Origin of the sequence: Streptomyces sp. WAC 06738, assembly GCF_003945505.1 — a bacterium.
Classification (GTDB): domain Bacteria; phylum Actinomycetota; class Actinomycetes; order Streptomycetales; family Streptomycetaceae; genus Streptomyces.
Genome location: NZ_CP029618.1, coordinates 1,917,158 through 1,938,144, shown reverse-complemented (window position 1 = coordinate 1,938,144; position 20,987 = coordinate 1,917,158). Strand labels below are relative to the sequence as shown.

The following is a 20,987-nucleotide window of genomic DNA, read 5'->3' as shown; positions in this document are numbered from 1 at the left end:
ACCTTTCGCATCATCAACTCCGCCACGGGAACTACCCGGAGAGCTTCCGGTCCACCCAGTCCCGGACGATGGCGTAGCTGTCGGTGGCATTTCGGTGAACGTTCAGGGAATGGCCCGCGCCTGGGATGACGTGTGCCTCCAGCTCCGACTCCGCCGCGTAGAAGTCCGCTTCAAAGGCGAGAACGGCCTCGCCCGTTGCCGCGAAGTCCACGTCCGCACTGCTGAACAAGGCGTCATGCTCTCCCACCACCAACAAGACCGGGACCTTGACCGCACGGGAATGTTCGGGCAGATAGGTCTTTGGCAGGCTCTCACCCTCGCCGATGGTGGCGGTGGACTTGATCTTTTCGTTATGGGCGGAGAGCTCGGGGTCCATGCCGTCGGCGTGCTCGAGCATCCGGGCACGCAGACCGGGGCGTTGGGTCATGTACCACTGCGGCAGGGAGGCGTCGTTCAGGACCGGGTCCTGGGAGCCCGGGTGGAAGAAGTTGATCACCTCGTCGTAGAGCGGCGAGGTGGTGTGCAGCATGCCGGTGACCACGAGCGCGTCGATGTCGGCGTGTGCGGCCGCTTCCATGATGGCGATGCCCGCGCCGTAGGAGTGCCCGACCGAGACGATCTTGCCGAAGGAGTGCCCGGCCGGGGTGCCGGAGCGGAGCTGCTGTATCACGTGATGGATGGTCTCGACGTGACTGTCCGCGTGGAGTTGCGTCGCCGGAGGCCTGCTGCTCGCTCCCGTTCCCACCCGGTCGAGCAGCAACACAGCGTATCCGGCTCGGAGCATATGGTCACAGTAGTCGTACTCGCCCGGCACCTGCCAGTAGCGCCTGTCGTACGTGAGACCGGGCAGCAGCACCTGGACGGTGTCGGCGCCGCCCTCGGGTATGACGAGCTGAGCGCTGAGTTCCCATTCGTTCTCCGGGTCGGCGCTCGTCCGGATACGGAACGTCAGATCCTCGGTAATGTGGCCGGTTTCCGATCCCTCACCCGATGTCATATCCGGCGCCTTGTCTGTGGACTGAGTCGACATCAGCTACTCCTTGTTTTCCGGTTGGAGGGCGAAGAGATCGCCCGGTCGTCCGCTCCGGGAGCGGTCGGGGCGCCGTGCGGCGCGCGCGGGGGTCGGTGGACACGGGCCCGCGGGGCCCGCGGAGCGCCGACCTGAGCACGCGCGGCCGGAACACCGCGGTCGGTGCGGCCAGGAGCTGGGCCAGCTCCAGGACCACCCGGGCCGCGTCGTGGTCGGCCGGCGCGGCGGCGCCGACGCGGTCGACGTAGCGCATGCCGAGCCGGGTCGGCAGGTCGGGCGGGCTCGCCTCGGCGGCCCAGGGGTAGTGCAGGTCGATGGCGGTGGCCAACTGCCAGGCGACGGCGACCTGCTTGGCGAGGGCGCGGCGGAGCCGGTGGGTGCCGCCCCCGTTCGTCCCGCGGCTTTCCAGCATCCTGTCGAGGAGCAGCGCGCTCTGCACCGCGACGGACATCCCCTGCCCGTACGAGGGGTTGAAGGCCGCGAGCGCGTCGCCGATGACCAGGAACCGGTCGGGCCAGCGGCGCAGCTTCTCGAAGTGGCGCCAGCGGTTCTCGGTGCGGCCGGAGCCGTACACCGGGCCGACGGGAGTCGCGTCCTTGATGGCCTCGTACACGACGGGGTGGCGCAGCGACTTGGCGCCCTCCAGCATCCCCTCGTGGTCCGTGGGCGGGCGGTTGCCGCCGCTCGCGGAGACCGAGACCATCCAGCGCCCGTCCTCGATGGGGTTGAGGATGCCCTGCCGGGGGTTCTCGGGGGTGGCCAGCAGCAGGATGCACTTCCAGTCGGCGGCGTGTCCTGCGGGCGGCTCGTAGACGGTGGTGCCGTACGCGGTCTTGGCGTCCACCACGCTCTCGGCGGGCTTGTCGTAGCCCAGTTCGCCGAGCCACTGCGGTGCGCGGGACTTGCGGCCCGCGGCGTCGACGACGAACTCCGCGGCCATGGGCTCCGGTTCGCCCCAGCCGCCCTTGGCGTCCTTGTCCTTGGCGCGTACGCGGACACCGCTGACGGAGTCGCCGGGGCCGCCCTGCAGCCCGACCACCTCGTGCTCCTGGAGGAAGGTCACCTTCGGCTCGGCACGCAGCCGGTCCCGGACGACCGCGTCGACGATGTCGCGGGTGCCCGTCATCATCGTCATGCCGGTCTCGAACCGGGGTATCCAGCCGCCCGGGGCGAGCATGAGCATGTCCTCGGGAACCCGGACCGACACCATCTGCGCGTCGAGCAGCTCCTGCTGGATCCCGGGGAACAGCTTGCCCAGGCCCTGGTGCCCGGCGGCCATCAGGTTGTGGGCGTGCCGCGACTGGGCGACTCCGGGACGCCACTGCGCGTCGCTCGGCAGCCGGTCCCGCTCGATCACGGTGACCCGCTCCATGTGACGGGCCAGCACGGCGGCAGCGGTGAGCCCGGCGAGGCTGGAGCCGATCACGATGGCGTGGCCCGCACCGTCCCGCGTGCCGCTCAGGTTCCTACTCATCTGCCTCACCTTCCGCGCTGCTTCGTGGAGGAGCCGTGTGGTGGTAATGCGGCCGCGCCGGCCGCGAGGGCCTCCAGGGTTCCGGGCAGGCCCTCGGCCACGGTGGGGTGGGCCGGTGCCCAGCCGAGGTCCGCGCGGGCGCGGCGGTTGGACACGCGGTACGACGTCATGAGCGAGGCGGCCACCGGGCGGCCCAGCGCCAGGGAGGCGGCGAATCCCGGCACCCGCGACACCCGGGACACGCCCATCTCGCGGGCGATGGCGCGGGTGAACTCGGCGAGCGGCAGCGGCTCGTCGTCGACCAGGTTGTAGCCGCTGCCCGCCGGGGCCCGGTCCAGCGCGGCCAGGTAGCCGGCGGCCAGGTCGGACAGGTGGACGCAGCTCCAGTGGTTCCGGCCGTCGCCGGGGTGGCGCAGCCGGCCGGCGCGCCCCTGGTCGTAGAACGCGGCCTTGAAGTTGCCGCCGGGACCGTAGACGAAGCCGGCGTAGAGGACCACGGAGTCCAGGCCCCGCGCCGTCAGGGCGCGCAGCCGGGCGGCGCCGTCCGCGTGGCCGGCGCCCAGCGGGGCGGGGGTGTGCGGGGTGGACTCGTCGATCCACTCGGCGCCGTGGTCCCCGTACACAAACGTTCCGGCGGCGTAGAGGAACCGGTTCCCGGCCTTCAGGCATGCCTGGGCCAGGGCGTCGGACATCACGCGGTCCGCCTCGTGCATGCGGGCGAGCGCGGCTTTCGACATCCGTCCGCCGACGCGGAGCTGGGCCGCGTGCACCACGGCGTCCACGCCGTCCACCAGCGGCACGTACGTCTCCGGGCGCAGCATGTCGCCGGTGTGCAGGTCGGCGCCGGCCTCGGCGAGCCCTTCGGCCCGGGAGGTGTCGCGTACCAGTGCCGTCACCTCGCGGCCCGCGGCGAGCAGCGCCCGGGTCACCGCGCCGCCGACGAAGCCGGTCGCGCCGGTGACCAGGATGCGCTGCGGCGGCCCGCTCACAGGTGCTCCACCGTCGGGCCCGCGGGCAGCCGGCGCCGGCAGTCCAGGACGTACGGGGCGTGCTCGACCACCAGTTCGTAGTCGAACGAGGAGTGATCGGTGATCAGCAGCACGGCGTCGGCCTGCGCGATCTCCTCGGGGACCAGCTCGGCGCGCATCACCCGGTCGTCGATGGTGATCGGCTCGACCACGTGCGGATCCACCGCGCGCACCTTCGCGCCCATCCGCAGCATGGCCTCGATGACCCGTACCGCCGGCGACTCCCGGGCGTCGCCCGTGTCCGGCTTGTACGCGAGTCCCAGCACCAGGACGCGGGCGCCGTTGACCGACATCCGCCGCTCGTTGAGCGCGGAGATCAGCCGCTGGACCACGTAGCCGGGCATGTGGTCGTTGACGTCGTTGGCCAGCTCCACGAAGCGGAAGCGCTGCCCCAGGGCCCTGTTCACCCGCCAGGACAGATAGACCGGGTCGACCGGCAGGCAGTGGCCGCCGACTCCGGGCCCCGGGGTGAACCGCATGAAGCCGAAGGGCTTGGTCGAGGCCGTGTCGATGGCCTCCCACACGTCGATCCCGAGTTCCCGGGCGTAGATCGCCAGCTCGTTCACCAGGGCGATGTTGACGTGGCGAAAGGTGTTCTCCACCAGCTTGGTGAGCTCGGCGACCCGGGTGGAGCCGACCGGGACGGTGTTCTCGATGAGCCCGCCGTAGAAGTCGTCGACGGCCGCCAGCGACTTCTCGTTCACCCCGGAGACGACCTTGGGCGTACGGTCCAGGGTCCAGGTGCGGTTGCCCGGGTCGATCCGCTCCGGGCTGTAGCCGAGCTGGAAGTCCTCGCCCGCGATCAGTCCCGAGCGCTCTTCGAGGATGGGGGCGACCAGTTCCTCGGTGGTCCCGGGGTACGTGGTGGACTCCAGCACGACGGTGGCGCCCGGGCGCAGGAAACGCCCCACCGTGTCCGTCGCCGACTCGATGTGCCGGAGGTCCGGCGCCCCCTCGCGCAGCGGCGTGGGAACGCTGATGACCGCGACGTCGAATCCGTCGATCTGCTTCTCGTCGGTGGTGGGCCGGTAGTTGCCCGACGCCAGCGCAGCGGCCAGCTGCTGCGGTGCGATGTCCTCGACGAAGGACTCGCCGGCGCACAACCTCTTGACCCGCTCCTCACTGACGTCGAAGCCGACGACCGTGTCGCCCGCTTCCGCAGCCAGCATGGCGAGCGGGAGACCGACGTAGCCCTGGCCCATGATGACGATCTTCTTCATCGCCTGGTCCGTTCTCTGGTGGCGGTTGAGGTGACGGTCCGCTCAGGTCCAGCGGCCGGAGCCGTACGTGGCCTGGGAGCCGAGCACTTGCTGGCGCAGGTCGAACCGCCGGACCTTCCAGGTGCCGGTGCGGGGGAACTCGTCCCAGTCGATGATCTCCGGCTCGGCGAGCTCGGGAAGCCCCTCGGTGGCCTCGCTCCACTCCTCCTTGCCGAGCGTGCCGCCGCCGGAGAGGCTGATCACCGGGACCGGCAGGCCGCCGGGGTTGCCGAGCACGATCACCTCGGTGGACCTCTTCAGCCGCTCCAGCAGGATGCTCTCCAGCTCGATGCCGCTCGTCCCCGGGATGACGTCCACCTCACGGTCGAGGATGCGCAGCAGCCCGGTGCGCGACCGCACGCCGATGTCGCCGGTGTTCCACCACCCGTCCCAGTTCTTCTCCCGGTGCCGCTCGTCCTCGCCGAGGTAGGTGAGGCACAGGCCCTTGGTGCGCACCAGGACCAGCCCCTGCTCCCCGCGGGCCACCGGCTTGCGGGTCTCCGGGTCGGCCAGCTTGATCCGGGTCACGAACGGGACGGGCCTGCCCACGTTGCTGGTCACCGGGTTCAGCGCGCCCGCGTTCTTGCGGATCTTGTTCCGCGAGTAGAGCGCCATGGCCACGGGACCGGTCTCGCTCTGGCCCCACACCTGCCCCCACACGGGCCGGCTGCGGCGGCTGGCCTCCATGAACTTGCGCACCGTGGAGGGGTGGATGGCGTCGAAGGTGTTGAGGTAGGCCCGGATCCGGCTGAACGCCTCCGGGTCGCTCTCGGTGAGCGGCTCCCAGCGCTGGTAGAGGTTGGGGCAGGTCTCCAGGACCGTGGGCCGGTGCTTCTTCAGCGTCTCGGCGACGAGCCGCGGTTCCGAGCCGCCGAGGACGACCACCTTCTTGGGCGGCCGGGCGAGCTGGGCGTACGTCCAGGTGATGGCCCGCCCGTGGACGAAGGCGATGCAGGAGGCGAACACGTCGTCCTTGCGCACCGCGAGGCCCGGTATGGGCAGCGTCTCCAGCTTGGTGAGGACGCCGATGAGGGTGTTGGCCGAGTGCGCGACGAGCTTGGGCACGCCGGTGGTGCCGGAGGTGTGCGTGCAGATCATGGGTTCGTCGTCGGCGCGCAGATCCATGGGGGGAACGTCGGCGCCGGCGAGGTCCGCGAGGGCGAGCGATCCCGGCGCGAGCGAGGTGTCGCCCTCGATCGCGACCACCTGGGTCTTCTCGCCGGTCATCGTCACGTCCGCGGCCGCGGCGGCGGCGAGCACCGAGTCCGAGGCGATGAAGACCCGGGGGTCGAAGCGCTCCATCATGGTGGCGAGCGTCGCGGGCGCGATGGACGTGGAGATCATCGCCGGCAGGGCGCCGATTCGGGCCGCGGCCGCCGCCAGCAGCACGACGTCGTGGTGGTTCTCCTTGACGATGGCCAGCCGGTCACCGCGCCGCAGGCCCGCCTCCCGGAGCCGCCCCGACATGTCGGCCACCAGCCGCGCGAGCCCCGAGACGTCGTACTCCCGGCCGCCGTCGGGCGCGATGTCGAAGGGACGGTCGAGGACCCACTGCGGCGTCTGTGCGCCCGCGTAGGACTCGAGCAGGCCGCCGAGGTTCTTCGGACGTGGTGCTTTCTTCATGATCCACCTTGCTTTCCCCGACGTGGGTCAGACGGCGAACAGGTTGGCGACGATGATCAGGACGACACCGAGCCGGTGCGCCTGACCGCCGAGCTTCCGGGCTTTCAGAGGGTCGTGCCGGACCAGGCCGGTCGCCATCTGGACGACGCGCACCGCGACCAGCGGGGCGAGGAAGAACCCGAACCACCACGGCACCGCGCCGAGAGCGCAGGCGAGCACGATGACGACGGTCTCGGAGAGGCTCAGCAGGGCGATGACCCCGCGGTACGCGGGCGGAGGGAGCATGATCGCGAGGTTCCTGCGGCCCGCGGCCCGGTCCCCCTCGACGTCGTTGATGTTGGAGTAGACGGAGACCAGCAGGCTCCAGAGGCCGAAGAGGTACGCCTCCAGGGCCACGATGCCGGTCAGCTCCCCGTGGGTCAGGCCGTAGGGGATCAGCACCACCAGACCGGTGCTCAGCAGCAGCACCAGCTCCTGCCCGCCCCGGTAGCTCAGCCGCAGCCCGTACGAGTACTGCACGCTGATGAAGACGAGGAAGACGGTGAGCAGCAGCGCCCAGACCGGCCGGTGGGGCGAGGTCAGCACCGCGAGCCCCAGCCAGACGAGGCCGGTGAGCAGCGCGGCGTAGCCGAACCGCACGGCCTCCCGCTCGGTCAGCCGCCCGTCCAGGAGCGGCTTGCGCTTGCGGCTGCGCAACTGCCCCTGCCCGGGGTCGTAGTTGAACTGGTCGCTGCCGTCCCGGAAGCCCGTGACGTCGTCGAACGCGACGGTCGCCGCACACACGCCCACCCAGCCCAGGGTGAGCACGGCCAGCGTCCACACGGCGCCCAGGTCGTCCCGGGTCCCGGGTGGCAGCATCGTCCACACCACGAACGCGGACAGGTAGTAGTCGAAGAACGACAGCTTCGCCAGACTGACGAAGGCGCTCAGCCTCTTCCCGGCCGGCGCCGCCCGTCCTTCTTGCAGGGTCTCGCTCATGAGATACCTCTGCTTCCAGGCCGTCAGGCAGCCAGTGGCCCGCGGCCGGTGGGGGATATCAGGACCGAGTCGCAGACCGGGCGGCTGAACGCGGAGGAGGTCCGTGGCGGTCTGAGGGCCGTCGCCTGGGCGAAGCAGGGCACCTGGGGGGTGCCGGCCTGGGCCGGTGTCGTCGCACCTGTCACGCTTTTCCCTTCCAGACGTACGGACGGACTGCTTGCGCCCGGCTCCCGGGAGTGCTCAGCCCGGGTGCGCGCGCGGGAGGACGGCCGGAGCCGGATCCGGAACAGGTGGCCCCGGACGTGCCCGCGCCCGGCCGAGTATCCAAAGCAGTCCATGGACGGGACTAAAGCCGCTGCTCACAGGCCCTGTTGGTGCGCGAACACGCGTGCGGGAGCGGATTCCGCAACCCGGACGGCGCGGGCCGACATGCCCTGTATTGGCGTAATGAGCCTCTCGGGCGGTTCGGCAGGTCACCTTGTACCCGGACGGTGACCGTGGTGACAGGAAGGGCGTGGCGAACCGGGCCATGGGCGAGGACATCGTGGACCGATCGGAGGGTTTCGGCGAGCGGCTGCTGGGTCTGCTGCTGGACAGGGCGCGGTTGTTGCCGCCGCAGCTCATCGCCCCGCTGATTGCGGATGAGGTCGCCAGGATCGGCGGCCGTGACGTCTCCATCCTGCTCCAGGACTACGCGCAGGAGCGGCTGGTGCCGTTGCCGGGCAAGAAGCTGCACGTCAGCGAGGCTCAGGCGATCAGCGACTCCCAGGCCGGCCAGGCATTCCTCAGCGCGGCTCCCGTCGAGGCACCGCAGGCCGGCGGCGGCGTCCGGATGTATCTGCCCTTGCTGGACGGCAGCGATCAGGTGGGCGTGATGGCCCTGACCCTGGACGCCGTCGGCGACGACATCCGGCGCCTGCTGCGCCGACTCGCCGGCCTGGTGGCCGACATGCTGGTCACCAAGAGCGCCTACACCGACCAGTTCTTCCTGGCCCGGCGCAGGGAGCCGATGAGCGTGTCCGCGGAGATCCAGTGGAACCTGCTGCCGCCGCTGGCGATGACGGTGCCGCAGATCTCGGTGGCAGGGGTACTGGAGCCCGCCTACCGCGTCGCCGGCGACAGCTTCGACTACGCCCTCAACGACAACATCCTGCACATCGCGGTGATCGACGCGATGGGCCACGGCCTGGACGCCGCCACCATGGCGACCGTGGCCATCGGCGCCTACCGCCACGCCCGGCGCGTGTTCATCAGCCTCGCGGAGAAGTACGCGTTCATGGACGCCGCCATTTCCCAGCAGTTCGGGCCCGACCATTTCGTCACGGCGCAGCTCATGCACGTCAACATCGCCACCGGCCAGATGGAGCTGGTCAACGCCGGCCACCCCGCACCTCTGCTGATCCGCGGAGGCGAGGTCGTACGGCAACTGGAGAGCGCGACGACACTGCCCGTCGGCTTCGGCGGCGAGGAGCCCAAGGTCAGAGAGCACACGCTCCAGCCGGGCGACCGGGTGCTGTGCTACACCGACGGCATCATCGAGGAGCACCTCGAACACGAGGAACCGTTCGGCGAGGAGCGCCTCATCGGTTGCGTCAACCGCCTGCGGGAAGAGCCGTCACAGAGCCTGCGGGCAGATCTGCGCCGGCTCTCCCACACGCTGAAGAAGCAACGGGGCGGGCGCACCAGCGACGACGCCACCCTTTTCATGATCGAGTGGCGCGGGGGCGCCGCCGACCACCTCGCGGTCCCTGACTGAGCACGCCGACCCCAAACCAAGATCCGGAGGAGACGGCCTGGGTCCGCCGCACCCTCATTCCTGGTCCTCGGCTCCTCCTCCGGCCGCGGTCCCGGCCGGCTCGCCGGCCTCCGTCCCGTCCGCCGTGAGCTTCGCGTCGAACCGTTCCCGCGCCCACGAGCGCAGCGCCGAACGCGAGCTGAAGCGGCCCACGTTCGTGTCGATCGGCGACGACGTGTACTGGTGGAACCGCCACGACGCCTGGATGTCCGGCTTGCCGGGCTTGCCGTTGTACTGGGCGATCCAGAGGCCGTCCCCGGCGTAGCTGGTGGTGTCGCGGTTGAGCCAGAAGTCGCGGTTGCAGTAGAGGAGCACCTTGTGGCGCGGGCGCAGCCGCTTCACCTCCTTGATGAAGGCGTCCTTCTCCTTGTTGCTCGCCGCGGTGCCCTCGCTCGTGTGCTCCCAGTCGCAGGCGAGCATGTCGCCCGGCTTCTCCTTCGCCTTGTCGACGAAGTACTGGGCCTGTGCCTTGATGTTGCCCGGCCAGAGGAAGTGGTAGAACCCCAGCACCAGGCCCGCCTCGCGGCCGTGCGCGGCCTGGTCGCCCTGCTTGGGGTTGACGTAGCTGCGGCCTTCCGACGCCTTGACGAAGACGAAGTCCATGCCTCGCGTGGAGTAGTTGCCTGACTGGTGTGAACTGACGTCGATGCCCTTGATGGTCATCACTCGTCCCTTTCGAGTGGGGGTCGGGACGGGACGGTGGCCAAATCCCTCGCGCTGTCTTTCGCGTTCTTTGCCGTCCTTGCCGTCTCGTGCGTTTCTCCCCTCATCCCCGCTGCGGGCGCCGCGCAAGCGCCGCCGTCGAATCACGCGTTCGCCGAGTGCGCCCCCAAAGGGCCGCCGTGCCGGGGGAGTTCGATGCGGAAGAGGACGTTCAGGTTGTGGTTCAGGGGGCCGCTGTGCGGGCATCTCCCGTGTGAGAAGGCCGCTTTACCCTAGGTGGCCGCGGATCGGGGGATCTGACCATGAATCTCTACATCTCTGTCTTACGTACCCTGGTGCCGCTGCTCGTCGGCTGGGTCGTGACCGCGGCCGGTGCCTTCGGCGTCGACGCCGACTCCACGACCGTGACCGCCGGGGTCACCGCGCTCGTCACCGCCGTGTACTACGCGGTGTTCCGGGCGCTGGAGGAGTGGGCGGCGAAGCGGGACTGGAAGCCGCTGCGGCTCGTCGCGGGCGTGCTGCTGGGCTGGGCGCGACCGCCGGAGTACCCGGCGCGGGCGTCGGCGCGGCAGTCCGCGGCGCCGGTGGCCGCCGTACCGCCGCCCGACCCCGAGGGGCGGCCGGCGTGAGCGGGTCCGACTGGATCTGGGGCGGACTGCTCGCCCTCGGCGCGGTGGTGGAGGTCGTCGCGCTGTGGACCCCGAAGAAGGGCGACACCCTCTCGGAGCGGACCCGGGCGTGGTTCCGGGTGCGCACGCCGGTGGGCAAGGCGGTCTTCGTCGCGGCCTGGGTGGGCTTCGCGGGCTGGTTCCTGGTGCACATCGCCTGGTGACAGGCCCCGCGCGGACACGGAGGGCGGCCGCCGCTACCGTGGCGCACGGAGGCGGATCCGCCTCCGTGCGCGTACCGGAGGAACGGCATGAAGCTCACCGTGCTCGGCGGCCGCGGCGCCTGGCCGACCGCGGACGCCGCCTGCAGCGGCTACCTCGTCGAGCACGACGGGCACCGGCTGCTGCTCGACCCCGGGTACGCGGTGATGCCGCGGCTCCTGCGGCACCTGCGGCCCGGGGACGTCGACGCCGTCGTCGTCACCCACGGGCACCCCGACCACTGCGCCGACCTCAACCCCCTCCTCCGCGCCCGCGCGCTCGCCGACCGGCCGGCGCCCGCGCTACCGGTGTACGCTCCGGCCGGTGCGCTCGACGCGGTGCTGGCGCTGGACCGGCCGGGGATGCTGCGCGGCTCGTACGAGCTGCGCGCGTTCGACCCGGCGACGGAGCCGGAGTTCACCTCCGGCCCGTTCCGCGTCCGGACCCGCGCGCTCCCGCACCACGTCCCCAACGCCGGGCTGCGGCTGACGGCGGCGGGCCGTGTGCTTGCGTACACCGGTGACACCGGCCCGAGCCCGGCGCTCGCGGAACTCGCGGACGCGGCGGACCTGTTCCTCGCGGAGGCCACGTACCCGGAGGAGGTGCCGGAGGAGGACGCGCCGTACCTGTCGAGCGCCCGCCAGGCCGGCGAACACGCGGCCCGCGCGGGCGCGGAGCGGCTGCTGCTCACGCACCTGTGGCCGGGCGGGGACGAGGCCGAGGCGATCGCCGCGGCGCGCCGGGGGTTCGGCGGGGAGACGGGGGTGGCGCGGCCGGGGACGGTGGTGGAATTCGGGGCGGAGTGAGGGAGCCGACCGGCGACCCCGCTGCCGTTCCCGGGTGTCCGCTACACGCTCCGGGCCGCGGTCAGCACCGCCGTCACCGCGCGGTCCACGTCCTCCGGTCCCGTACGCCAGTTGCTGAACGCCGCCCTGAGGCCGTGCGTCCCCCCGTACACCGTCGGCGTGACCACCGCCTCCCCGCTCGCCGCCACCGCCGCCGCCAGCGCCGCCACCCGCTCCGGCGTCGGCTCCGCCGCGAGCGTGAAGCACACGACGTTCAGCCGCACCGGCGCCAGCAGCCGCAGCCCGCCCCCGGAGTCGCCCGCGACCCCCGAGCCGAAGCGACGCGCCAGCGCCGCGTTGCGCTCCACCACCTCCCGGTGGCCCTCGCGCCCGTACGCCGCCAGCGTCAGCCACGTCGGCAGGGCGCGCAGGCGGCGGGAGTTCTCCGGGGTGAGGTGGACGAAGTCGGGGTCGTCGCCCGGCTGCGCCATGTACGCGGCGGCGTTGCGGAAGACACGGACCTGGAGGTCCCGGCGGCGGGTGAACTGCACCGCCGCGTCGTACGGGACGTTCAGCCACTTGTGCAGGTCCACGCAGACGGAGTCCGCCGCGTCCAGCCCCGCCACCAGGTGCGCGTGCTCCGGCGACAGCGCCGCGAACGCGCCGAACGCCGCGTCCACGTGCAGCCAGAACGGATACCGCTCCCGCAGCGCGGCGATCGCGCGCAGGTCGTCGAAGTCGACGGTGTTGACCGTGCCGCTGTTCGCCACCACGATCGCCGGCCTGCCGTCCAGCGCCGCCAGTTCGGCGGCCAGCAGGTCCACGTCCACGGCCTCGCGCCCCGGCAGCGGCGGCACCGCGCGCAGCGCGTCGCGGCCGAGCCCGAGGAGGGACAGCGCCTTGGGGACGCTGGAGTGCGCGGCGCCCGACAGGACCGCGACCTCGCCCAGCGCCCCCGCCCCGGCGTCCGCGACCGAGACCCCGAGCCGTTCGCCCAGCCACTCCCGGGCGACGGCCAGCCCCACGGCGTTCGACATCGTCGCCCCGGACACGAACGCGCCGGCGTGCGCCTCGCCGAGACCGAACAGCTCGCGCAGCCAGCCCACCGTCTCGCGCTCCAGGTCCGTCGCGGCGGAGTCGCACGCGGCGACCACGTTCTGGTCGTACGCACCCACCAGCCAGTCGCCCGCCACCGCCGCCGGCGTCGCGCCGCCGGTCACGAACCCGAGGTAGCGCGGCCCCGCGCTGCCCGAAAGGCCCGGCTCCCAGCGCTCCCCGAAGCGGGCGAGCGCCGCCGCACCCCCGGCGCCGCGCTCGGGCAGCGGCTCGTACGGGCCGGGGGCGTGCGGCGCGGGGGCGGCGACCGGGCGGTCGGCGAGGCCGCGGAGGGCGGCGACGGCGCGGGCGCGGGCGGCGTCGAGGAGCTGGTCGAAGCGGTCGAGGTCGGCGGCGAGGGCGGGGTGCACGGGGCCTCCTGGGGCGTACGGCGGGCGGGGCGGCGGCCGGCGGGCGACGCCCGCAAGACGGCGGCCAACCCCGCCGCGACCTGCGGCGACGCGCCGTACGCCGACCACGTTCCGTACGCTACGACCCCGCACCCGCCCCGGTCCGTGGCCACTTCCGTCCCACTGGACCGCTGACCGCGAGGCACCCCTCATGGCCGTCGTGGGCCTGACCCTCAGAGGCATCTCGTACGTCACGGGCGGGACCGGCGGCGTACGAGGCGGCGACCGGGCGGCATCCGGCCCGAGTCTGCCGCCCGTTGCCGGAAAGGGCCGAACGGCCTCGACCCGGAGGCGGTCGACTCCCTACCCTACTGGCCAGTTGTCACCGCGTGCCGGAGGACCTGATGGAGACGAAGCGCTGGGCCGGGCCCGTGCTCGCCGTGGCGTTGGTGGCCGTGGCCATCGGCTGGGGCGCGGTGTCGCGCTCCGACGGCGGCGAGGCGGGCGGCGACACCGTGGACAGCGCGGTACGCGACCAGGCGCCCGACCGCTCCCGTTTCACGCCCCCCGACCCCGCCACCCCGGGGCCGGGCGACTCCGGCTCCGCCCCGGCCGATCCCGGTGCGCCCCCGCGCGCCCCGCAGGACGTGCTCTACCTCGGCGACTCCCTCGCCATGGAGGCCCAGGACATCCTCGGCAGCCGGCTCGAACGCTCCGCCCGCGTCGGCTCGTACAGCAGCGAGCCCGTCGCCGGCGTCACCGTCTGCGACTATCTCCAGGGCCGTCCGGGACGTTCCCTCGTCCCGGCCGAGGACAAGGCCGCCGCCCTGGTGAAGAAGCGCGAACCGGGCGTGATCGTGCTGCAGTTCTGGGGCAACACCTGGGGCTACACGCCCTGCATGGAGGGCGTCGAGTGGGGGACGTCCGCGTACTACGAGCGCTACGCGGAAGACCTGCGCGCCCTCACCGGGCAGATCACCGACGCCGCACGCGAAGCGGACGTGCCGCGGCCCCGGATCGTCTGGGTGCAGCAGCCGCCCGACGCCCTGCACCCCGACCGGATCGAGCAGGTCAACGACCTGTACGAGCGGCAGGCCGCCGCGTCGGGCGACCTGCTGGCCGACGGGGGCCGCGAACTGCGCGACGGCGACGGGAAGTGGACGCAGTACCTGCCGTGCAACGACTACGAGCAGCGCACCGCCGGCTACTGCACCGGCCCCGGCGGCACCGCCCGACTGCACCGCGACGACGACCCGTTGCACTTCTGCCTCGCGCCGACCCCGGAGGGCGGGCGGCCGTGTCCGGCCAAGTCCCCGGGGCTGGAGCGCTACACGCGGGCGATCGAGGACGAGGTCGACGCCTATCTGCGCGGCTGACGCGCCCGTACGCGCGCGGGGCGGGCGGTCAGTCGGAGGCGGCCGGCTGCGGGCGCGGCCTGCGCACCAGGTATGCCGCGCCGAGCCCGCCGACGAAGAGCGCCAGCACCGACACGCCCGTCGCCAGCCACCCGGCGCCCAGCCAGCGGCTGCCGAAGTACCCGAGCGTCACGCCGTACGCCGCCCACAGCAGCCCGGCGAGCACGGACCACGGCAGGAACTCCCGCACCTGCCGGTGCATCGCGCCCGCGCCGAGCATCACCACGCTGCGCCCCGCGGGCGCGAACCGGGCCAGGACGACGATCCCGCCGCCCCGCCGGCCGCTGAGGTGGTGGCCGAGGCGCTCCTGCGCGCGGACCAGGAGGCGGGAGTTGGCGAACTTCTCGCGGCCCCTGCTGGCGAGCCGGAAGGCGAGCATGTCGCCGAGGACCGAGGCGGTGGCGGCGCAGAGCATGAGGGCCAGCAGCTCGGCGAGGTGGTCGGCGGCGGGCAGGGTGGCGCCGTTGCGTACGGCGTCGGCCGCGGTGGTGGTGCCGGCGGCGGCGGTGGCGGCCATTATGACGAGCGCGCCGCTGGGCAGCAGCGGCAGGAAGACGTCGAGGAGGACGGAGGTGGCGACGATGGCGTACATCCACGGGGTACCGCTCAGTGACCCCACAAACTCCACTGTTCCCCTGCTCCCCGTGTCCCGGTGGTCATCCGGTGATTTTCCGCCGCGGACGAGAGCGCCGGGCGGATCACAGCGTACGCCTGGCGCGTCGCCGGAATTCGCACGGGGGGACCAGATGTAACCTGCATCACTCCTGAGGGCCCGCTCATCTGCTGTCACCCGGATGCCGTACGGCACGGAGTGCCGCTCAAGCGGGGGGTTTCGGCGGGGAGTCCGGGTCGGGCCGCCATTTCTCCACCGCCTCGCCGGGCGGCGCCTCGTCGTCGGAGCCGCACAGCTCGGCGGACAACTGCTCCACCAGTTCGGTGAGGTCCGTGGGCCGGTCGGGCGTCCACCAGTCGCCGAGCATCTCGGCCAGCGCCGCCTGCCGCGCCGCCGAGAGCCGCTTCGCGGCCCGGGTGCCGTCCTCCGTGCAGAGCACCGGCGGCCCCTCCCGGCGGGTCAGGCCCCGCTCCTCCAACTCCTGTGCCGCGCCGAGGACCACGTCGAGCGGCAGCCCGGTGCGCTCGGCGAGCGCCACCGGCTCGGTGGACTCGTACCGCTGGACGCGCAGCAGCAGCCAGCTCGACGCGGGCCGCAGGTCGAGGCCCGCGCGGCGGGTGATGTCCTCGTACAACTCCCGCCGCCCCTCCCGGGTGCTGAGCGCGCTGAGCGCGCGGCACACCTCGTCGTGGGGGGAGCGCTCGACGGGGTTGGTGGCGACGGTCTCGCTGCCGTCGGGGACGGTGACGGTGCCGCGCAGCGGGTCCTCGCGGAGGAAGAGCGCGATGAGGAAGGCGAGGAAGGCGACGGGGGCGGCGTAGAGGAAGACGTCGGTGATGGAGGTGGAGTAGGCGTTCACCACTTCCTGCCGCAGGGAGGCGGGGAGCCGGACGATCGAGCGGGGGTCGGACTCCAGCGTCTTCATGCTGATCCCGCCGGGCAGGGACACGCCGCTCAGCTCGGTGTCGAGTTTGTGGCGCAGCCGGCTGGTGAAGACGGTGCCGAAGACGGCGACGCCGAAGGACGCGCCGATGGAGCGGAAGAAGGTGGCGCCGGAGGTGGCGACGCCGAGGTCGCCGTAGGAGACGGCGTTCTGCACGGCGAGCACGAGGACCTGCATGACGAGGCCGAGGCCGAAGCCGAAGACGAAGAAGTAGCCGCTCAGCTCCCAGTTGTTGCTGCCCTGGTGCAGCCGGTGGAGCAGGAGGAGGCCCGCGGTGGTGACGGCGGTGCCCAGGACGGGGAAGACCTTCCACCGGCCGGTGCGGCTGATGAGCTGCCCGGAGCCGGTGGAGGCGATGAGCATGCCCGCGACCATCGGGAGCATGTGGACGCCGGAGGTGGTCGGGGAGACGCCGCGGACGACCTGGAGGAACGTCGGCAGGTACGTCATGGCGCCGAACATCGCGAAGCCGACGACGAACCCGATGACCGAGCAGAGCGTGAAGGTGCGGATGGCGAAGAGCTTCAGCGGGATGACCGGCTCCGCCGCCCGCCGCTCGACCCGGATGAACGCGGTGAGCAGCGCGATCGCCAGCAGCCCGGCCACGACGACCTCCCAGGAGCCCCACGCCCAGGTCGTACCGCCGAGGGAGGTGACGCCGACGAGGCAGATGGCGAAGGAGGCGATGAGGGCGGTGCCGAGGTAGTCGATGCGGTGCCTGGTGGCGCGGCGCGGGATGTGCAGGACGACGGCGATGACCACGAGGGCGGCGAGGCCGATGGGCAGGTTGATGTAGAAGACCCAGCGCCAGCTCAGGTGCTGGGTGAAGATGCCGCCGAGGAGCGGGCCGAGGACGCTGGTGGTGCCGAAGACGGCGCCGAACAGGCCCTGGTAGCGGCCGCGTTCGCGCGGCGGCACGATGTCGCCGACGATCGCCATGGCCAGCGACATGAGCCCGCCGCCGCCGATGCCCTGGAGGGCGCGGAAACCGATGAGCTGGCCCATGTCCTGCGCGATGCCGCAGAGCGCGGAGCCGACGAGGAAGATGACGATGGCGGTCTGGAAGAGCTTCTTCCGGCCGTACTGGTCGCCCAGCTTGCCCCAGAGGGGGGTGCCGGCGGTGGCGGCGAGGAGATAGGCGGTCACCACCCAGGACAGGTGCTCCAGCCCGCCGAGGTCGCTGACGATGGTGGGCAGCGCGGTGGCGACGATGGTCTGGTCGAGTGCCGCGAGGAGCATCCCGGACAGCAGGGCGCCCATGGACACCAGGACGGCCCGCCGGGGCAGGCCCTGCCCGGGGACCTCGGGGGCGGGCGGGGCGCCGGCGGTCCGGGACATGCGCGGCTCCCCTCTGGTGGTGTGACCGTGCGGCGGGTGGTGCTTGTGAGGCTCGTGGTGCCGGTGATGCGCGGGGCGTTTGCCTCATCGTCGCCCGGATGCGTCGATACGGCCCGCCGGGGCGGTCCGCTCGGGCCGGGTTGCGGCCGGGGTGCGGTGCGCAGGGTTCCGCGGGGTCTGCATAATCGCCTCCAGCCCACAGGAGGGGGAGCACGGTGATACCTCGCGCATGCCGCACCTGCGGCGAGCCGCCCCGGGAGGACGGCGGGCGAGGCTGCGCCTGCGGCGCGGAGAGCGGTGCGGAGGACGGCGCCGAGGCGGGCGCGGGGGGCCGGCGGGAGCAGGACAGACCGCTGCTGCGGCCGTACGTCATGAAGGCGCCGGGTCCGGTCGGGGGATGGGACGGCGACGGGGCTGGCACCGCGCCCGAGGGCTACGGCCCGGAGGCGCCGGAAGCCGGGTGGGGAGAGCGGGATCCGGCGGCGTACGGCGCGGTGCCGGGCGCCGCGGCGGCCTGGGCGCCCGGCACCGTACCCGAGGGGGCACCCCCATCTGACGGACCTCCCCCGGGGTCACCGCCCCCTGACGCCACCCTCGCCGCCCCCTACGGCCCCATCGGCGCCGCGCCGGAGGGGCCCGCGGACGCCGACCTCGGCCTCTTCGCCGACGACCCGGCCGCGCCGCGCGCCGCCCGGGACCCGTACGACGCGGACGACCCCCGCGACCCGTACGACCCGCGCCGCCGGGGCGACCGCCTCGCCGCCCGCCGGCGCCGCCGCCTGACGCTGGTCCTCACGGTCGGCGGCGTCGTGGCCGCGCTCAGCGTCGGACTGGTGGGCTCCGGGCTCTTCTCGGACGACGGGGCGGACGACCGCGCCGTACCGAAGCCCGACACCATCACCGCCGTCCCCACCGGAGGCGGCACGAAGCCCGGTATCGACGACGCGCACAGCGGCGCCCCCACCGCCCCCGCTGACGGCGACGACCCGGCGGAGCCCAGCGCCGGCGAATCCGACCCCACCGGTTCCGCGTCGGCCGACCCGGACGAGGCACCCACCGAGCGCACCGAGGCCGGCCAGGTCACCGCCGCCCCGCCCGACTCCGACCCCAGCACGCCGAGTGACCCCGACCCCGGCACCACCCCCGAGGACCCGGACCCGCCCCCGCCGCCGCCCACGTTGCGGGAGGGCGATACGGGCCCGGAGGTCGTCGAGTTGCAGAAGCGGCTCGATGACGCGGGCTACGACAAGTTCCTGGACTCCGAGGGCGAGTACGGCCACTTCACGGGAGTGGCGGTCGGCCGCTTCCAGCGGGACCACGACATCGACGGCGACGAACGCGGCGTCTACGGCCCGGAGACGCGCCGCGCGCTGGAGTCGATGACGAAGGAACCCTGAGCATGGACGTGTACGAGGCCGTGGACAGCCGCCGGGCCGTGCGGGCGTTCAGCGACGAGCCCGTACCCGTGGAGATCCTCCGGCGGGTGCTCTCCGCGGCCGCCCGCGCCCCGTCGAGCGGGAACCTCCAGCCGTGGCACCTGTACGTGGTCACCGGGGAGCCGCTGGCCGGCCTGAAGAAGCGCGCGACGGCCAGGGCGCTGGCCGGGGACCCGGGCGACGAGCGGGAGTACCCGATGTACCCGGCCGACCTCGGCCCGCCGTACCGGGACCGGTTCACCGCGGCGGCGGCCCAGCGGTACGCGGCGCTGGGCATCGAGCGCGACGACCCCGGGAGGCCGCGGAAGATCGCCGCCCTGAACGCGGGGGCGTTCGGGGCGCCGGTCGTCCTCTTCTGCTATCTCGATCGCGCGATGGGTCCCGGGCAGTGGGCGGACGCGGGGATGTATCTGCAGACGGTCATGCTGCTGCTGCGGGCGGAGGGGCTGCACAGTTGCCCCCAGGTGATGTGGACGATGTACCGGCGGACCGTCGCCGAGGCGGTCGGGGCCGGTGACGGGCTCGTGCTGCTGTGCGGTGTCGCGGTCGGCCACGCGAAGCCGGGCGTGCCGCCGCTGCGTACGGACCGGGCGGACCCGGCGGAGACGGTGACCTTCGTGGGGACGTGACGGCCCGGAGGCGGGCAGCAGGGGCGGACGGGTCTTCAGGCGGATGCCTGTTCGAAGTGGAACGCCTTGATGAAGCAGTCCCGGGGCTGTCCGAGGGCGAAGAACACGCACTCCGCCACCGAGTGGGCCGTCAGCATGTCGCCGGGGCCGCGCGGCGTGCTCTCCCACTCCGGGGACAGCGGGTCCGGGTTGCTGAAGTCCGGCGGGTAGAGCGAGATGACCCGCACCCCCCGGGGCCGTAGCCGGGTGGAGAGGATGTCGGCGAAGCCGGCCTGTGCGCTCTTGGCGGCGTAGAAGGCGTCGTGTGCGTCGGAGCGCTGGTGGGCCGGGAGCCCGGCGGCTGAGATCACGTTGACGATGTCCGGCCTGTCGGATGCGAGCAGCAGCGGCAGCAGGCGCTTGACGACGAGGATCGTGCCGGTCGCCCCGGCGGCGACGGTGTCGATCACGTCCTCGTCGGAGGCGGAGAGGAGATCAGGACCGCCCAGCCAGCGTGCGCCGTTGTTCACCAGCACGTCCACCCGGTCGGTGCGCTGCACCACGTCGGCGGCGAACCGGCGGACCGAGGCGGGGTCCGCCAGGTCGCAGACGAGGGCGTGCACCTGGGTGTGGCCCAGGTCGCGGATCTCGTCCGCCACCCGTCGCGACGCCGCCAGGCTGCGGGAGGAGACGAAGACCTCGGCACCCCGCTGGGCGAAACGGATGGCGAGAGTCCGGCCGAAGTCCCGGGACGCGCCGGTGATGACGACGCGTTGTCCTGCGAAGGTCATGTGGTTGCCTGCCGCCCCTGGGATGTCCGTGCCGCCCTGCCGCCCTGCTGTGATCGGGTACGTCGACACCATCACACGCCGGCCGGGCAGGGGAACGAGACCTTCGGCCTAGGTCCTCAGGCCCAGGGGCGCGCCGCGGCCTCATCGAAGGGCGAACTCGGCCCAGACGGCTTTCCCGGGCCCCGACCGCTCGGCCACGCCCCACTCGTCGGCGAGCGCGGCGACGACGAGGAGCCCGCGCCCGTGGTCGTCGTCGTGTCGCGGCGCGCGCGTCCGCGGACATCCGTCGCCGGTGTCGTGGACCTCGACCCGCACCGTGTCGTGCAGGGTGACGACGCGGACCAGGAAATCCCGGCCGGCCGGCCCGTACCGGACGGCGTTGGTGGCCAGCTCCGAGGTGCAGAGCCGGATGTCGGCGAGCAACTCGGCGCCCGCGATGCCGCCGAGCGCCGCGGCGACGAAGTCGCGCGCCCGGCCGACCTCACCCGCGTCGCGGGCGAACTGCCGCTTGTGCACGGGTTCCAGCGGGATCGGCCGCCGGGCCCGGGAAGCGGGCTGCGATCGCCCGCCGCTACGGGCGGAGCGGTGGCCGCCGCCGGGGCTGCCGGTGCACCGGCCGGTGCGGCAGGCGCGATACCGGATGCCGGCGCCGCTGATGCGGTGCGGCAGCGCCGCGCGGGCGTCGGCGGGCCAGGCGCCCGGCGAACCGTGCGTTTCGTGGTGGCACTTGGGAATAACCGGTTCTTCTGCGGCCATGGGCACGTCTCCTCGTCTTCCGCGCGTGGCCGTAGGCGTACGAAAAAGGCAGGGGTTCAAGTAGCGTTCTACGCGGCGGGCTTGACACGCTGAGCTATCGGAAGACTAGAGTGCCGCCGCCTTTTGAATTCTGCAAGA

19 protein-coding genes are annotated in these 20,987 nt (G+C 72.7%); 7 read left to right on the top strand and 12 right to left on the bottom strand.

The features are described 5' to 3' along the window. Positions 1 to 31: 31 nt before the first annotated feature. From DMB38_RS08160 to DMB38_RS08135, 6 genes are read right to left on the bottom strand one after another with little or no spacing between them, the layout of a single operon-like run. The gene (locus tag DMB38_RS08160; protein WP_125934600.1) at positions 32 to 1,030 is read right to left on the bottom strand and encodes an alpha/beta hydrolase; all 999 of its coding nucleotides are present in this window, start codon (positions 1,028 to 1,030) and stop codon (positions 32 to 34) included. Then, positions 984 to 2,504 (bottom strand): FAD-dependent monooxygenase, encoded by a 1,521-nt coding sequence (locus DMB38_RS08155; RefSeq protein ID WP_125934599.1) that lies wholly within the window; start codon positions 2,502 to 2,504, stop codon positions 984 to 986. Before DMB38_RS08155 ends, DMB38_RS08160 begins: the two co-directional genes overlap by 47 nt. Positions 2,505 to 2,509: 5 nt before the next feature. Beyond that, positions 2,510 to 3,493, bottom strand: coding sequence for an NAD-dependent epimerase/dehydratase family protein (locus DMB38_RS36045; protein WP_164715939.1), 984 nt, complete (start codon positions 3,491 to 3,493; stop codon positions 2,510 to 2,512). Continuing rightward, entirely contained in the window at positions 3,490 to 4,752 is a 1,263-nt protein-coding gene (locus tag DMB38_RS08145; RefSeq protein ID WP_125934597.1) for a nucleotide sugar dehydrogenase, read from the bottom strand. The genes DMB38_RS36045 and DMB38_RS08145 overlap by 4 nt, the downstream gene beginning before the upstream one ends. Positions 4,753 to 4,794: 42 nt before the next feature. Continuing rightward, positions 4,795 to 6,414, bottom strand: a complete 1,620-nt coding sequence (locus DMB38_RS08140) for a class I adenylate-forming enzyme family protein (protein WP_125934596.1) — start codon at positions 6,412 to 6,414, stop codon at positions 4,795 to 4,797. A 27-nt stretch (positions 6,415 to 6,441) separates the two neighbouring features. Continuing rightward, positions 6,442 to 7,392 carry a UbiA family prenyltransferase gene (locus DMB38_RS08135; protein WP_125934595.1) on the bottom strand — a complete coding sequence of 317 codons (951 nt, stop codon included), beginning with the start codon at positions 7,390 to 7,392 and terminating at the stop codon, positions 6,442 to 6,444. Positions 7,393 to 7,921: 529 nt separating this feature from the next. On the opposite strand from DMB38_RS08135, the gene DMB38_RS08130 reads away from it, so the two are divergent. Further along, a complete protein-coding gene (locus tag DMB38_RS08130; protein ID WP_125938884.1) occupies positions 7,922 to 9,148 on the top strand; it encodes a PP2C family protein-serine/threonine phosphatase in 1,227 nt (408 codons plus the stop codon). A gap of 54 nt (positions 9,149 to 9,202) precedes the next feature. Here DMB38_RS08130 and DMB38_RS08125 read toward each other — a convergent pair whose 3' ends face one another. Beyond that, the gene (locus DMB38_RS08125) at positions 9,203 to 9,850 is read right to left on the bottom strand and encodes a glycoside hydrolase family 25 protein (protein WP_125934594.1); all 648 of its coding nucleotides are present in this window, start codon (positions 9,848 to 9,850) and stop codon (positions 9,203 to 9,205) included. A gap of 302 nt (positions 9,851 to 10,152) precedes the next feature. Between DMB38_RS08125 and DMB38_RS08120 the strand changes: the two genes are divergently transcribed. The 3 genes from DMB38_RS08120 (at position 10,153) to DMB38_RS08110 (ending at position 11,525) form a co-directional block, all read left to right on the top strand. Beyond that, on the top strand, positions 10,153 to 10,479 hold the full coding sequence (locus tag DMB38_RS08120) for a hypothetical protein (protein WP_240662035.1): 327 nt from the start codon (positions 10,153 to 10,155) through the stop codon (positions 10,477 to 10,479). Then, positions 10,476 to 10,682: a hypothetical protein gene (locus DMB38_RS08115; protein WP_047015535.1), complete on the top strand. Its 207-nt coding sequence runs from the start codon at positions 10,476 to 10,478 to the stop codon at positions 10,680 to 10,682. The genes DMB38_RS08120 and DMB38_RS08115 overlap by 4 nt, the downstream gene beginning before the upstream one ends. A gap of 87 nt (positions 10,683 to 10,769) precedes the next feature. Beyond that, entirely contained in the window at positions 10,770 to 11,525 is a 756-nt protein-coding gene (locus DMB38_RS08110; protein ID WP_125934593.1) for an MBL fold metallo-hydrolase, read from the top strand. 41 nt (positions 11,526 to 11,566) lie between these two features. Here DMB38_RS08110 and DMB38_RS08105 read toward each other — a convergent pair whose 3' ends face one another. Then, positions 11,567 to 12,970 carry a pyridoxal-dependent decarboxylase gene (locus DMB38_RS08105; RefSeq protein WP_125934592.1) on the bottom strand — a complete coding sequence of 468 codons (1,404 nt, stop codon included), beginning with the start codon at positions 12,968 to 12,970 and terminating at the stop codon, positions 11,567 to 11,569. Between the two features lie 383 nt (positions 12,971 to 13,353). On the opposite strand from DMB38_RS08105, the gene DMB38_RS37440 reads away from it, so the two are divergent. Beyond that, complete coding sequence (locus DMB38_RS37440; protein WP_125934591.1) at positions 13,354 to 14,325, top strand: hypothetical protein; 972 nt, start codon at positions 13,354 to 13,356, stop codon at positions 14,323 to 14,325. A gap of 28 nt (positions 14,326 to 14,353) precedes the next feature. Here DMB38_RS37440 and DMB38_RS08095 read toward each other — a convergent pair whose 3' ends face one another. Both DMB38_RS08095 and DMB38_RS08090 read right to left on the bottom strand, forming a co-directional pair. Beyond that, positions 14,354 to 14,956: a VTT domain-containing protein gene (locus tag DMB38_RS08095; protein ID WP_125938882.1), complete on the bottom strand. Its 603-nt coding sequence runs from the start codon at positions 14,954 to 14,956 to the stop codon at positions 14,354 to 14,356. A gap of 226 nt (positions 14,957 to 15,182) precedes the next feature. Continuing rightward, entirely contained in the window at positions 15,183 to 17,258 is a 2,076-nt protein-coding gene (locus DMB38_RS08090; RefSeq protein ID WP_125934590.1) for an MFS transporter, read from the bottom strand. Positions 17,259 to 17,473: 215 nt separating this feature from the next. On the opposite strand from DMB38_RS08090, the gene DMB38_RS08085 reads away from it, so the two are divergent. Together DMB38_RS08085 and DMB38_RS08080 are read left to right on the top strand one after the other, a co-directional pair. Further along, positions 17,474 to 18,655 carry a peptidoglycan-binding domain-containing protein gene (locus DMB38_RS08085; RefSeq protein ID WP_125934589.1) on the top strand — a complete coding sequence of 394 codons (1,182 nt, stop codon included), beginning with the start codon at positions 17,474 to 17,476 and terminating at the stop codon, positions 18,653 to 18,655. Positions 18,656 to 18,657: 2 nt separating this feature from the next. Beyond that, positions 18,658 to 19,323 (top strand): nitroreductase, encoded by a 666-nt coding sequence (locus DMB38_RS08080; protein ID WP_125934588.1) that lies wholly within the window; start codon positions 18,658 to 18,660, stop codon positions 19,321 to 19,323. A gap of 35 nt (positions 19,324 to 19,358) precedes the next feature. Here the strand turns inward: DMB38_RS08080 and DMB38_RS08075 are convergent, their stop codons facing one another. Both DMB38_RS08075 and DMB38_RS36430 read right to left on the bottom strand, forming a co-directional pair. Then, on the bottom strand, positions 19,359 to 20,093 hold the full coding sequence (locus DMB38_RS08075; RefSeq protein WP_125934587.1) for an SDR family oxidoreductase: 735 nt from the start codon (positions 20,091 to 20,093) through the stop codon (positions 19,359 to 19,361). A 141-nt stretch (positions 20,094 to 20,234) separates the two neighbouring features. Next, entirely contained in the window at positions 20,235 to 20,609 is a 375-nt protein-coding gene (locus DMB38_RS36430) for an ATP-binding protein (protein WP_276314990.1), read from the bottom strand. Between the last annotated feature and the right edge of the window lie 378 nt (positions 20,610 to 20,987).

What these genes read in the sequence shown, in the direction of transcription:
- DMB38_RS08155 (WP_125934599.1), bottom strand. Translation starts at nt 2,504, where the DNA reads ATGAGTAGGAACCTGAGCGGCACGCGGGACGGTGCGGGCCACGCCATC.
- DMB38_RS08130 (WP_125938884.1), top strand. Translation starts at nt 7,922, where the DNA reads ATGGGCGAGGACATCGTGGACCGATCGGAGGGTTTCGGCGAGCGGCTG.
- DMB38_RS08160 (WP_125934600.1), bottom strand. Translation starts at nt 1,030, where the DNA reads ATGTCGACTCAGTCCACAGACAAGGCGCCGGATATGACATCGGGTGAG.
- DMB38_RS08110 (WP_125934593.1), top strand. Translation starts at nt 10,770, where the DNA reads ATGAAGCTCACCGTGCTCGGCGGCCGCGGCGCCTGGCCGACCGCGGAC.
- DMB38_RS37440 (WP_125934591.1), top strand. Translation starts at nt 13,354, where the DNA reads ATGGAGACGAAGCGCTGGGCCGGGCCCGTGCTCGCCGTGGCGTTGGTG.
- DMB38_RS08145 (WP_125934597.1), bottom strand. Translation starts at nt 4,752, where the DNA reads ATGAAGAAGATCGTCATCATGGGCCAGGGCTACGTCGGTCTCCCGCTC.
- DMB38_RS08090 (WP_125934590.1), bottom strand. Translation starts at nt 17,258, where the DNA reads ATGTCCCGGACCGCCGGCGCCCCGCCCGCCCCCGAGGTCCCCGGGCAG.
- DMB38_RS08080 (WP_125934588.1), top strand. Translation starts at nt 18,658, where the DNA reads ATGGACGTGTACGAGGCCGTGGACAGCCGCCGGGCCGTGCGGGCGTTC.
- DMB38_RS08095 (WP_125938882.1), bottom strand. Translation starts at nt 14,956, where the DNA reads ATGTACGCCATCGTCGCCACCTCCGTCCTCCTCGACGTCTTCCTGCCG.
- DMB38_RS08075 (WP_125934587.1), bottom strand. Translation starts at nt 20,093, where the DNA reads ATGACCTTCGCAGGACAACGCGTCGTCATCACCGGCGCGTCCCGGGAC.
- DMB38_RS08140 (WP_125934596.1), bottom strand. Translation starts at nt 6,414, where the DNA reads ATGAAGAAAGCACCACGTCCGAAGAACCTCGGCGGCCTGCTCGAGTCC.
- DMB38_RS08125 (WP_125934594.1), bottom strand. Translation starts at nt 9,850, where the DNA reads ATGACCATCAAGGGCATCGACGTCAGTTCACACCAGTCAGGCAACTAC.
- DMB38_RS08135 (WP_125934595.1), bottom strand. Translation starts at nt 7,392, where the DNA reads ATGAGCGAGACCCTGCAAGAAGGACGGGCGGCGCCGGCCGGGAAGAGG.
- DMB38_RS08120 (WP_240662035.1), top strand. Translation starts at nt 10,153, where the DNA reads ATGAATCTCTACATCTCTGTCTTACGTACCCTGGTGCCGCTGCTCGTC.